This window comes from Armatimonas sp. (assembly GCF_964826245.1).
The window spans coordinates 1-12,163 of the sequence record NZ_CBAYMC010000134.1; the positions used below are offsets into that span (position 1 = coordinate 1).

A 12,163-nucleotide genomic window follows, 5' to 3' on the forward strand; every position below is an offset into this window, starting at 1 on the left:
CTCAATCCCGTTCACTCGATTGAAGAGACCGAGGTTCTCGTGCGCCGTATCTTGCCTGCGGTTGCCCGCTCCGTGGTGATTGGCGGACAGGAGCTTTTTGTGGGTACGAGCATTGGCATTAGCCTCTACCCCGATGATGGTATAGATCCAGAGACCTTGATTCAGCACGCAGATGTTGCCATGGACCAAGCCAAGCGCACCGGCAATAATTTCTGCTACTTCGACCGCTCCATGCATGATGCCACGCAAGAGCGTCTCCGCCAAGAGCGCTGCCTGCGTCGTGCCCTAGACCAAGGTGAGTTTGAGATGCACTACCAGCCACTCTGTGACCCACAAACGGGTGAGGTGGGGAGCCTGGAGGCCCTCCTGCGCTGGAAACGGCCCGCTGGGGAGCAGTCGATTAGTCCCGCGCGCTTTATCGCGGTCGCGGAGGAGTGTGGCCTGATCGAGCCACTGGGCTCTTGGACCCTTCAGACGGTCTGTGAGCAAGCCGCGGCCTGGCACACAGAGTGGGGAAGCTGCCCCATTGTTGCGGTGAATGTCTCCACCCTTCAGCTCACACAGCCCTGGTTCCTACGCCGCGTCAAGAGCGTTCTCAGCACCACGGGCCTACCACCCGATCGGCTGGAGATTGAGATCACAGAGTCGGCGCTACTGGGGCAAGGCAATGTGGCACAGCAGACACTGGCAGGGCTCCATGCTCTGGGCATTCGTATCGCTGTAGACGACTTCGGCACCGGGTACTCGTCGCTCTCTTATCTGCGCGACCTGCCGTTAGACTGCTTAAAAATTGACGCGGCGTTTCTGGTGGACCTGGTGAATAGCCCTCAGACCCAGGCGATCATCCGTGCGATCATCGAGCTCTCGCACGCCCTCGATCTAGAAGTAATTGCGGAGGGTGTTGAAGAGGCCGCCCAACGACGAATCCTAGCGGAGCTGGGCTGTGACCGTATCCAGGGTTTTTTGATCTCCCCCGCCGTATCGGCCCTGGCCATCCCCGACCTTCTGCATCGGCTAAAAGACGAAGAGACGCATCCTGCGCCTCTTCACCTCGCCGCTTAAATGGTCTAAAAGCCCTTAGATTCGGCTGAGAAGCTCCGCCTTTTTCTTATCGTACTCTGCCTGCGAGATTGCGCCTTGCTTGAGTAGCTCATGCATCGTGGCGAGCTTTTCCACCGCATCGGAGACACTGTCTTTACTCGACTCCGTTGCTGCCGCCGCCGAGGCTGCACTCGTCGCTGCGGCTTTCTCAGTGGCTTCAGTAGCCGCATTTTTTGCCCCCGGCAGCTTGACACTCTTGAGCTTGATATGAAGGGTGTTGGTAAACGACTCTTTCAGCGCCTCAATCCCTGGATCACGCCCCTGACGACACGCCTTGAAGTAGTTCTTGAGCGAGTCGCCCGCTGCCCACGCCACCGCGGCGGTCAGTGGCGCTTGAATCGCCACCGAGACGAGATACCCAGCTCCGGGAATAAACTTGGCGATCTTGCCAGCAGCAAACATCGCGCCGTAGGTGGCTCCCAGAACCGCGCCCGTGGTCGAGGCAATCGCCCAGCCCATCTGCCGAGCGCGCTTGGCGGATACCAGAACCTGGTAGACTCCCGCCAGCTCAGTCGCCATTTTTGAGAAGGTCATCGTCGCGGCGGCCACGTCAAGGCCCAGCGGCAGGATGCTCGCTACTGCAGAGACAGTGGTGTAGGTAATGACAATGGCATTGGCCTTGCGGTCAAGCTCATCCCAGTCGGGTTCCATGTAGCTCATATCTTCGTTCCTCATCGGCGGCCAGGGTGTCGGGCCTCGCTTATTATCTTCCTCCTCGGTACCGAGGGCTTCCTTGACTTTTTTCTTGGCCTGGTCGCCCAGCAACTTGGCAATGGAGAGAATGTTATCGCTATCTGGCATTTAGTTATCCTACCCTCATAGACAGAGAAACGGTATGCTGGGTTGCATGTCAAAAATAGTAATGCGCCAAGAGTGGCACGCGCTGCTCTTTTTACACTGGGAAGTCTCCCCCGAATCGGTGCAGTCGCGCCTGCCCGAGGGCCTGATTGTGGACACGTTCGACGGCAAGACCTATCTTGGCCTCGTGCCGTTCACGATGCGCAACGTCCGCCCGGTTTGGTTTCCCGCCGTCCCCTGGCTCTCGCACTTTCACGAGACCAATGTCCGAGTCTATGTTCGGGACAAATCCGGTCGGCCAGGAGTCTATTTTTTCAGCCTGGAAGCTGCCAATCCTATCGCCGTCGAGCTGGCCCGTGGCCTCTTTAAGCTCCCCTACCACTGGGCCAAGATGGAGCTTGGAGATCACTCCTACGCCTCGGAGCGCCTGAGCCACCCGCCCAAACCCGCCCATAGCCGCATCACCTACCAAGTGGCGCAAGAGCCGCTGCGCACGGCGGCTCCAAGTACCCTGGAGCACTTTCTCATCGAGCGCTACACACTTTTTAGTGTCTCCAGCAAGCAGCTCTTTGCAGGCCGCGTCGCCCACACCCCCTACCAGTTCCAAGATGCCCACAGCCTTCAGATTGACCAGAACCTCACCCACGCCGCTGGATTTCCCCTCGACACGCAGCCCCTCCTGGCGCACTACTCCGGCGGCGTCAATGTTGACATCTTCGGACTGGAGCCTGTGGAGGTAAAATAACGTCATGCAAAACGTAGCCCGTCTTGTGGAGCTCAGCGGCGAGGAGCTGACACTAAAGCTCACCTTGCCCGAAAAATTTGATCCCTCGGTTGCCTGGCCCTTGCACACAGAAGGCCCCGAGACAAAAGCGCTTGTGCTCGATGCGGCTCCTGCATTTCGTGAAAAAGCGCTTCTCTGGGTAAAGCAGCACTACCCCGTCGCGCTAACCGAGGGCGAGAAGCCACAAGAAACCACGCTCACAGTTGAGGTTTCGGGAATGCGGAGCACCAAAGGCCAAGTAGTCTACTCGGTCTTCTCCGGCCCCGAAGGCTTCCCAGACAAAGGCGAGAAAGCCGTTGCGAGCGGGCAGTGCATGATCTCGCCAGAGAAAACCGCGCACTTTGCGATCCCCAAGCTCGCACCGGGCGTCTACGCCGTCACGCTCTTTCACGACGAGAACAACAACGGCAAGCTGGATGCGAAAGCCTTCGGGATTCCCAAAGAGGGCTTCGGGTTCTCACGCGATCCCAAGATTCGAATGGGCCCGCCGCGCTTCAAAGATGCAGGGTTTGCTATCACCGGCGCGGGCTCAGAGCGCACGATCACGATCAAGCTGGTGCACCTATGAGCCCATTGACACTGGGTCGCCTCACGGTGGCTTGGACGCCCACCAATGGCCTTAGCATTGCCGCTGATGGCGTGCCGGTCGTCCGCCGCTCGACACTCTATCTGGTCAAGGCAGGTTGGAGCGGGGTGCTCTTTAACCCAACCACGGTGCGCTGGAGCGAGACGCCTTGGCGGAAAGTCGGCGAGAGCTGGCTGGCGGAGGCGAGCGCGGAGAACGAGAGCGCCGCCGTGGCGTTTGAGTGGCTGGTCACCAAGACTTCTGTCACCACCACCCTGCGCTACCGCCTCAAGTCCGATATTCCCGCTGAGATCGAGTGGGCTGCGGGCTACGTCAATGCAAATTTATTAGAAGACGCGTCCGTCAGCGGTGACACGCGCCTTGCTAAAGTCCCGATGGCTCCACTCACCGGCTCGCAAGAGGAGCGGCGCCTCGGGCCACCGTTTACCAAGCTCGCGTTTGAGACCAAGCTCGGGCAGGTCGTCTTTGGTTGGCACAGCACCGGAAATAACGAAAAACCCGTCTGCTTCGATGCCCGCGCCGAGGCGTTTGACTGGGCACAAGCCGCCCCGATTTTCTGGCTCGGCCTCGGCTCCCCCGCCCGAGCGGTGCGCTTTGGAGACGGTGAGCAAGCGGTGGTGTTTACGGTGGCCCTCCTCCCGAATTCCGTCCTCCCGAATTCCCTCCTCCCCCAGCCCCTCCTCCCAATCCTGGGAGGAGGGGGGAGTGAGGGGAGAGTGGGAAGCCAGAGTCGTCATGATGCGTTTGTGCCGCAGGTGGCACAGACGCCGCTGGTAATTCCTACGCCCAAGAAGCTCACGGTCACCGGCCCGCCGGTGCGCCTGACCAATAAGACCAAGATCGAAGTCATTGGCCCCGGCGCAGAGCGTGCGATTGCGCTCCTCAAAAAAGCCATCCCCTTCGCGAAGCCGGAGGGGGTCGGCAGCGAGGTACGAGTGCGCCGGGGGGAGCCAGAGTCCTACACCCTCTCCGTGCGCAAAGACCGCATCCAGCTTACCGGCAACGATGAAGCCGGGACGCTCTGGGCAGCCCAGACGCTCTTACAGTTAATAGAAAACGATGGCAAAAGTTATTTAATTCATGCTGTTGAGATTGAGGACTGGCCGACGCTGGGTTTTCGAGGCGTGCATCTGTTTCATGGGCAGAACGCGCTCCCGTTTCAGAAAAAGCTGATCTCCCGACTCTTCTCGCCCTTTAAGCTCAACCACTTGGTCATTCAGTGCGAGCAGCTCAAGTGGGAGAGCGATCCGTCGGTGGCCCCAAGCTGGGGGGGCACAAAAGCGGCGATCCGAGAGCAGGTGGCGTTTGCAAAAGCCAATGGCATCACGATGACGCCGCTGGTGCAGAGCTACGGGCACATGGAGTGGCTCTTCAATAAGCCGCAGAACCGGGCCTTTGCCGAGGACCCTGAGCTGCCCTACGCAGTCAATATCTCCAACCCCGCCGCGGTTGGCTATCTGGAGAAACTCGTCGCAGAGGCAGATGATTTATTTGGTGCGCCTGCGTTCCATGCCGGGCTCGATGAAGTGACAATGCGGGGGCGCTTCCCGTTTCGCTCGGCTCCACGGACATTTGCAGATTTATTTGTGAGTAATGCCCGGCACTGGCAGGCGTTTCACAAGAGGCGCGGCAAAGAGATGTGGATGTGGGCCGACATGGCGCTCCATCCCTCGGAAGTCGCGCCTTGCTTTGGCACAGCTCCAAGCGCTACCGATGCCCAGAAGCTCCGCGACGGGCTCCCCAAAGATGTCGTGATGTTTGACTGGCAGTACGGGGCGCACGAGAAGTTTCCGTCGCTGAAGAAGCTCCGTGATGCGGGTTTCTCGCGGGTTGTGGCGTGCACCTGGTTCAATCCGGGCAACGTGGTGAATTTCTCGAAAGCAGCGGCGGAAGCGGGCGCATGGGGCGGCTTGCAAACAACGTGGTGTGGCTACGAGTCGAAAGCCGAGGTGCTGGATGGCCCGGAGCGACGGCAGTTCGTGGCGATGGTGCTGGCGGCGGAGCACTTTTGGAACGGAGGCACCACCAAGCCGTCGTGGGATGCGGGCGAGGTCTTCACGCGCCTCTGGAGCGATCAGAAGGACCAGCCCCAAAAGCCGCGCTCGGGAGTTCTGGCGCTCTTGCCGGGAAAAGCTCGCGAGGCACGCCTGAGCGATGGCGTTCTCTACCGCCTCACCCCGACTCTGCTTGCCGGAAAGCTCACCGAGCCCGCGCCGCTCTCGCTCACGCTGGAGCTGCCCCTACGTGAGGAGAGTGAGCTACGGCTGATCGTCGCAGCCACGCACAAGGCTGAGCGTGGAACGAAAGTGGGCACGGTAACGGTGAATGGCAAAGAGACCGCGCTGGTCTATGGCGTGAATCTCTCAACAAAAGACGATCCCGCGGCGCTCTCCGACCCGAGTGTACGCACCGTTGCACCCGGTCTGCGGAGCCTGACGATCCCAGGTGGCGGCAAGGTGACGATTGCCAGCACCAACGGAGAGTCGGGGCTCGTCGTCTCTGCGGTGACGGGGTTGGTATAATCCTCCCATGCTATGCGAGAAGTTTGACAATCCCGGTAAGGTAAGCTTTACCACGATTCCCACCAAGAGCGATGGTGGCATGACCGAGGCAGAGGCACTGGCGCGCTTTGCCAAGCAGGCCATCGAGCTGGAAAGGCTCCAGGAGCTGCTCTCTGCCGCCGGAACCCATGCGCTCCTTGTGGTGCTCCAAGGCCGGGATGCCTCGGGGAAAGATGGCGCGATCAAGAGCGTGGCAGGCGCGATGAACCCCAGCGGGACACGTGTGGCGGCGTTCAAAGTGCCGACTCCCGAGGAGCGTGCCCATGATTTTCTCTGGCGCATCCACAAGCAGACCCCCGGCAAGGGCGAGGTGGTCTTCTTTAACCGTAGCCACTACGAAGATATTCTGGTGGTGCGGGTGCATAACCTTGCCCCCAAAGAGGTCTGGGAGAAGCGCTATGATGATATCAATAACTTTGAGAATTTATTAACGGATAACAATGTAATCGTCGTGAAGTTCTTCCTGCATGTCAGCAAAGACGAGCAAGAGCGGCGGCTTCTGGAGCGCGAGGCCAACTCGGAGAAGTCTTGGAAGCTCAATCCCAGTGACTGGACGGAGCGCAGCTTCTGGGATGACTATAGCGCCGCCTACGACGATGTGCTGGAGCGCTGCTCCATGCAGAACGCCCCGTGGTATGTCATCCCAGGCGACAATAAGTGGTTCCGCAATGTCGCCATGGCCGAGGTGCTGATCGAGGCCCTCAAGCCCTACAAAGCGGAGTGGAAGGCCTCGCTGGCCAAGCTGGGCGCGGAGCAGAAGATCGCGCTGGAGAAGATTCGAGCGGCGTCTACGGCCTAGCTTCCCCCCATCCCCAGTGCCCGCATCACAAAGGCCCAGATATCGGCCTGCTCCTCAATGATCTTTGCTGTGGGCTTGCCTGCCCCATGGCCTGCCTTGGTCTCAATCCGAATGAGCGTGGGCGGGCCACTCGGGTCTTGCGCGGCCTGAAGCCGAGCCGCAAACTTGAAGGAGTGAGCCGGGACGACGCGGTCATCATGATCCGATGTTGTCACCAGAGTCGCGGGGTAGCGCGTGCCGAGCTTGAGGTTGTGGTAGGGCGAGTAGGCCATCAGTGCCTTGAAATCCGCCTCGCTAGCAGGGTCGCCGTAGTCGCTCTTCCAGGCCCAGCCAATCGTGAACTTGTCAAAGCGGAGCATGTCTAAGACTCCCACGGCAGGGAGCGCCACGCCAAAGAGCTCAGGTCGCTGGGTCATGCACGCCCCGACCAAGAGCCCTCCGTTACTGCCCCCGGCAATCGCAAGCTTCGCTGGGTTGGTGTACTTTTGCGCGATGAGCCACTCGGCACACCCAATAAAGTCGTCAAAGACATTTTGCTTGCGCAGCTTGGTTCCAGCCTCGTACCACTCCTTGCCGTACTCACCGCCGCCGCGCAGGTTCGCCACCGCATAGACACCACCTTGCTCCAGCCAGGGAAGCATCGCCACCGAGAAGCCAGGCGTCAGGGGAATATTAAAGCCACCATAGCCGTAGAGATAGACGGGGTTCTTACCACTCAGCTCCAGCCCCTTTTTGTGGGTAAGAAACATCGGGACTTTGGTGCCATCTTTGCTGGTTGCAAAGACTTGCTTCGTCTCAAACTGGCGCGAGTCAAAGGCGACTTTCGGAGCCTTGAAAACCGTGCTAACTCCCTCTTCGATATCATAGCGGTAGATTGTGGTCGGGCTGGTGTAGCTGGAGAACGCAAAGAAGGTCTCAGTGTGCTCGCGCTTACCATCAAAGCCGCTGGCGGTTCCAATCCCGGGCAGAGCCACATCACGCAAAAGCTCGCCCGTGAGGCTATGGAGCCGTACCTGGGAGCGGGCATCTTTTAGGTACCCGACAACCAGCCTCTGCCCAAAAAGATTGGCCCACTGGAGGGTGTCTTTGCTCTCTGGGATCACAGTGCGCCACGCGGCAGGACTGGGATTGCTACTGTCCACTGCGACGAGCTTCTTGAGCGGAGCACTCTGGTCGGTGATGACATAGAAAGTATTGCCGTCGTTGCCGACCAGGCTATAAGATGCATCGCCTGCAACCAAGAGATCACGAACCGGCGCGTTCGGTTCAAGCAGGCTCTTGAGGAAGAGATAGTTACGGCGCTCAGTGCCTTTGTTGGCATAGATCACCAGCCACTGACCATCTTCGCTGACCGAGCCTCCCAGGTTCCAGTCCGGGTGATCCGGGCGCTCGTAGACGAGCGCATCGGCGCTCTGGGGCGTCCCGAGCTTGTGGAAGTAGAGCTTGTGATTGTAGTTAGCCTCTTGCAGTGCGGTTCCCGACTCTGGCGCAGCGTAGCGGCTGTAGTAGAACCCCGAGCCATCTTTGAGCCACGAGGCACCGCTGAACTTGCTCCACTCGATCTTGTCGGGGAGATCCTGCCCCGTTGCGACGTCGCGGACATGCCACTCCTGCCAGTCGGAGCCTGAGCGGGCAATGGAGTAGGCTAGCTTACTGCCATCGTCGGAGAGGCTCATGCCCCCGAGTGCCACGGTGCCATCGGTTGAGAGCGTGTTGGGATCAATCAAAACGCGGGGCTCCGCATCTAGGCTATCGGCGACGTACTGCACGGCCTGGTTCTGGAGCCCATCGTTGCGGGCAAAGAAGTAGCGACTCCCATAACGGCTTGGGATTCCATAGCGCTCATAGTCCCAGAGCTCCGTCAGACGCTTCTGAACGGCAGCTCGTGCGGGCATGGGCTTGAGGTAGGCTGCCGTCACCTCGTTCTGAGCCATCACCCAGGCCTCGGTCTCAGCAGAGTTGGCATCTTCCAGCCAGCGATAAGGATCAGACACAGTGATGCCATGGTAGGTGTCAGCCACCTCAACGGTCTTGGTTAGGGGGTAAGTTACTTTGGGCATAGGAGTTACAAATACAGTCGCGGACTTGATGGGTGTAGGCTTCAGCGCTCTTTTTACGGGAGGCTTAGCCGTCGGTTTTGGGGTTGGTTTCATCGGGGCAGGTGCTGGAGTGGGCTTAGGCGCCACCGCCACAACTGCCGTGAGCTGACGGGAGAGAACCAGCGGAAGCTCGGTGCCAGGGCCAACCCGTGCGGAAAGTGTCGCGGTTCCCGCCCCGAGTGCATACTGAACAAGCGCTTCCCCACTGCCAGGGAGCACCGTCGAGGCCACCGTCCTAAGGGGGAGCTTGCCAAAAGACTTTGCGCCGCTTCCCAAGAGAAACCGTCCTCCTGGCAAGGCGCGGCTCTCGCCATTGACCAATAAAATCTTGGTGCCAGTCCCCTCGGCCTTAGCTTGAAGACGAAGACTCAGAACCGCAGCGCTCACCTCCGAGAGAGCGGTTCGGAGCCGACTAATAGCCGCTCCCGACTGTCCCGTGAGATCGGAAAGAGCCTCGTGAATCTTCTCAAGCACTTTATCTGGCTTGCTCCGCCCACAAAACTCCTGCGCCTCGCCAATCCGGGCGCGGGTGGTCACAAGCCTGCCGGGCATTTGCATCTGCGCTGCACGGCAAGACACATCGGCCTCCCCCAGAGTCTCAATCGCACGGACAAAGAGCGTCTCTCTCGCTTTGACAAAGATCGTCTTCGTAACCGTGCCGGGCTGGGCGAGAAACGCCCCGCCTGCCTTCCACGCGCGCACGACTCCATCGGCACTCCCTACGGCAAACTCAATGCGCCATACGCCACGCTTGAGCTTCAAGCTCACGGCCACCATGGCATTCTCCGTGGTGCTCGGGTTGGTGACAGCAAGACCGAGGTGCGCCCCGCTGCGGGCCACCCAGACCGTGGAGTCGCTTCGAGACGCCTGTCCCCTGTAAGGGTTCTCCAGTCCGGCCCACGCCGCGAGAGGCTGCTGCCAACCCTCCATCACTGCCGCTCTCGCCTCTAATGGAGCCACGGCGAGCTGATCTGCCGCCACACTAAAGTTCAGAGATACGGAAGGACTCTGAGCCTGCACTGGGGCTGCCAGTGCCACCAGCGCCGCCATGCCAATCATTCGCATAGCCTGCATTGTACCAAATGTGGCTTGTCCGCCTCAGATTCAGGCGATTCAGGACTTTTGACCCATGCCTAGCACAGACCTCAAGGGTACGATACGCTCAGAGTAACACCATGAGCGAAGAACAACAGATTGCCGACTATTGCGAGAAGGGCCGTGCCCACTGGCCCGATGAGCCTGTGACGCCTCTTAAGAGCGCCAGTGTTCAGTGCCAGATGGAAGAGACGTTCTATGAGCACTACCTCCGCTACTTCCAGAATGCTGAAGAGAAGCGCCGCTGGAACGTGGATACCGACATTCCCTGGGCCGCCGCCGAAGGAAACGCCTCGGAGCTGGTTGTCTCTATTATTGAGTCGTTCTGCGCCGTGGAGTCGTTTCTCCCCGACTACACCAGTAAGATCATGGCCCTGATTCGCAAGTCCAAAGGCCGCGCACTCTTCCAAGCGAACTGGGGCTACGAAGAGAGCAAGCACTCACTCGCGCTGGAGCGATGGCTGATCGCCTCGGGCAAGCGCACCGAGGACGAGATGGAGGACTTCGAGCGCTCACTGCTGGGGGCGGAGTGGAAGCTCCCGTTTGAGACGCCGCGCCAGATGATCTGCTACACCATGATCCAGGAGCTCGCCACGGGCCTCAACTACACCAACTTGCGTAAGCTCGTCCACGAAAACGGTGAGGGCGACCCGTGTTTAGACAAAGCCCTGCGCTGGCTCTCCTCCGACGAAAGCGCTCACTACAACTTCTTCCGCAAGGGGGTCAAGACCTACATGGCCCTCGACCCCGAAGGCACCATCGCCGATATTAAGTATGTCTTTGATAACTTCGCCATGCCCGCCCACGCCCTCATCCCGGAGTGGGAAAAACGCGGTGCGGAGATTGAGGCCTCAGGAATCTACGGTCCTAAGATGTATCTCGCCAAGATCCGCAAGCCCGTCCTAGAAGACCTCAATATCAGCCGCACCCAGCTCAAAGAAGCCGGGCTCCCCAGCCATGAAATAGACGAGGTTGCCGATCGAGCGGAGACGAAAGCCGAGCAAGCAAAGCAAGCACTCTATCCCCGCATTACTTCCTTGCCTGCTATTCCCGTGGCAGCATCCCGTGTGCAGAAAACGATACTGTCTGTGTAGGGGTACAATAGAGGCGCTATGCCTAAGTCCATCTCCATTATCCCGGAAGACGTTCGAAAGCCGGGACATGTCAGCTTTGACCCAATCCCCGTCAATCAGTACCAGAAGACCCTCGCCGAGGAGCGAGGCCGCTACTCCGACTCTGACCTGCGGCGTATTCATCACGATATGGCGGTGATCCGGGTGTTTGAAGGACTGCTACAAGAGGTCAAGACCCAGCGGCAGTACAGCGGTATTCCTTACGATCACCGTGGTCCTGCTCATCTTTCTATCGGCCAGGAAGCGACAGCTGTCGGTCAGGCGTATCTTCTGGATACCAACGACCATCTTTATGGCTCCCACCGAAGTCACGGGGAGATCCTTGCCAAGGGCCTCTCCGCCATTGACAAGCTCGATGACGACACCCTCCTGGCGATCATGCGTAGCTATGACAACGGCTCAGTCTTGCGGGTCGTGGAGAGAGATAACGCCACTAGCTCCGTGCAAGAGCTAGCGATTGACTTTCTCTTGTACGGAACCCTCGCCGAGATTTTTGGCCGTGAGACAGGCTTTAACAAAGGGATGGGTGGCTCGATGCACGCCTTCTTCACGCCCTTTGGTGTCTTCCCCAACAACGCCATTGTTGGTGGTTCGGCGGATATTGCGGTCGGGGCGGCTCTCTACAAGCGAGTCAATCAGAAAAAGGGCATTGTGATTGCCAATATCGGCGATGCGAGCGCCAGCTGTGGCCCGACATGGGAAGCACTCTGCTTTGCGACCATGGATCAGTTCAAGACCCTCTGGCCCGATTATGTCCGGGGCGGCCTGCCGATTATCATCAACTTTGTCAATAACTTCTACGGCATGGGCGGTCAGCCTGTCGGCGAGACGGGCGGCTTTGGGATTTTGGCGCGGCTGGGCGCGGGCCTGAACGCCGATCAGATGCACGCCGAGCGTGTGGATGGCTACAATCCCCTAGCGGTCATTGATGCCATCGCCCGTAAGAAAGCACTTCTTGAAGCAGGCGAAGGCCCCGTGCTTCTCGACACCATCACCTACCGATTTAGCGGCCACTCGCCCTCGGACCAGTCAAGCTACCGCGAAAAAACGGAGATCGAAGCGTGGCAGCGCGTCGATCCACTGGTCACCTTCCGCGAAGATCTCATCGCTGCAGGCGTCTGCCTGCGTGAGGACTTTGAGGGAGAGTACGAGCGCATTGATAACCTCTTGCTCCGTGCCTACAAGAAAGCCATTGATCTTGATCTCT

General features: G+C 59.3%; 9 protein-coding genes. 7 read left to right on the forward strand and 2 right to left on the reverse strand.

The features are described from left to right. The coding region (locus AC1XOS_RS13515; RefSeq protein ID WP_481962750.1) for a putative bifunctional diguanylate cyclase/phosphodiesterase at positions 1-1,062 on the forward strand (1,062 nt) is incomplete at its 5' end. A gap of 15 nt (positions 1,063-1,077) precedes the next feature. Here the strand turns inward: AC1XOS_RS13515 and AC1XOS_RS13520 are convergent. Then, complete coding sequence (locus AC1XOS_RS13520) at positions 1,078-1,902, reverse strand: DUF697 domain-containing protein (RefSeq protein ID WP_481962751.1); 825 nt, start codon at positions 1,900-1,902, stop codon at positions 1,078-1,080. Between the two features lie 46 nt (positions 1,903-1,948). Between AC1XOS_RS13520 and AC1XOS_RS13525 the strand changes: the two genes are divergently transcribed. Genes AC1XOS_RS13525 through AC1XOS_RS13540 form a run of 4 tightly spaced genes read left to right on the forward strand, consistent with a single transcriptional unit; the run spans position 1,949 to position 6,629 of the window. Beyond that, positions 1,949-2,644, forward strand: coding sequence for a YqjF family protein (locus tag AC1XOS_RS13525; RefSeq protein ID WP_481962752.1), 696 nt, complete (start codon positions 1,949-1,951; stop codon positions 2,642-2,644). Positions 2,645-2,648: 4 nt separating this feature from the next. Further along, complete coding sequence (locus tag AC1XOS_RS13530) at positions 2,649-3,251, forward strand: DUF2141 domain-containing protein (RefSeq protein ID WP_481962753.1); 603 nt, start codon at positions 2,649-2,651, stop codon at positions 3,249-3,251. Further along, a complete protein-coding gene (locus AC1XOS_RS13535) occupies positions 3,248-5,791 on the forward strand; it encodes a glycoside hydrolase family 20 zincin-like fold domain-containing protein (RefSeq protein ID WP_481962754.1) in 2,544 nt (847 codons plus the stop codon). Before AC1XOS_RS13530 ends, AC1XOS_RS13535 begins: the two co-directional genes overlap by 4 nt. Positions 5,792-5,798: 7 nt before the next feature. Further along, complete coding sequence (locus AC1XOS_RS13540) at positions 5,799-6,629, forward strand: PPK2 family polyphosphate kinase (protein ID WP_481962755.1); 831 nt, start codon at positions 5,799-5,801, stop codon at positions 6,627-6,629. Here AC1XOS_RS13540 and AC1XOS_RS13545 read toward each other — a convergent pair. Next, complete coding sequence (locus AC1XOS_RS13545) at positions 6,626-8,689, reverse strand: prolyl oligopeptidase family serine peptidase (RefSeq protein WP_481962758.1); 2,064 nt, start codon at positions 8,687-8,689, stop codon at positions 6,626-6,628. The two genes, AC1XOS_RS13540 and AC1XOS_RS13545, sit on opposite strands and share 4 nt — an antisense overlap. Positions 8,690-9,903: 1,214 nt before the next feature. Between AC1XOS_RS13545 and AC1XOS_RS13550 the strand changes: the two genes are divergently transcribed. Continuing rightward, positions 9,904-10,917, forward strand: coding sequence for an acyl-ACP desaturase (locus AC1XOS_RS13550; protein WP_481962756.1), 1,014 nt, complete (start codon positions 9,904-9,906; stop codon positions 10,915-10,917). Positions 10,918-10,935: 18 nt separating this feature from the next. Beyond that, positions 10,936-12,163: thiamine pyrophosphate-dependent dehydrogenase E1 component subunit alpha (locus tag AC1XOS_RS13555; RefSeq protein WP_481962757.1), on the forward strand; the 1,228-nt coding region annotated here is incomplete at its 3' end.

Excerpts from the sequence above, each read along its gene's own strand:
- AC1XOS_RS13520 (WP_481962751.1), bottom strand. The coding sequence starts at position 1,902 with ATGCCAGATAGCGATAACATTCTCTCCATTGCCAAGTTGCTGGGCGAC.
- AC1XOS_RS13530 (WP_481962753.1), top strand. The coding sequence starts at position 2,649 with ATGCAAAACGTAGCCCGTCTTGTGGAGCTCAGCGGCGAGGAGCTGACA.
- AC1XOS_RS13550 (WP_481962756.1), top strand. The coding sequence starts at position 9,904 with ATGAGCGAAGAACAACAGATTGCCGACTATTGCGAGAAGGGCCGTGCC.
- AC1XOS_RS13540 (WP_481962755.1), top strand. The coding sequence starts at position 5,799 with ATGCTATGCGAGAAGTTTGACAATCCCGGTAAGGTAAGCTTTACCACG.
- AC1XOS_RS13545 (WP_481962758.1), bottom strand. The coding sequence starts at position 8,689 with ATGCCCAAAGTAACTTACCCCCTAACCAAGACCGTTGAGGTGGCTGAC.
- AC1XOS_RS13525 (WP_481962752.1), top strand. The coding sequence starts at position 1,949 with ATGTCAAAAATAGTAATGCGCCAAGAGTGGCACGCGCTGCTCTTTTTA.
- AC1XOS_RS13535 (WP_481962754.1), top strand. The coding sequence starts at position 3,248 with ATGAGCCCATTGACACTGGGTCGCCTCACGGTGGCTTGGACGCCCACC.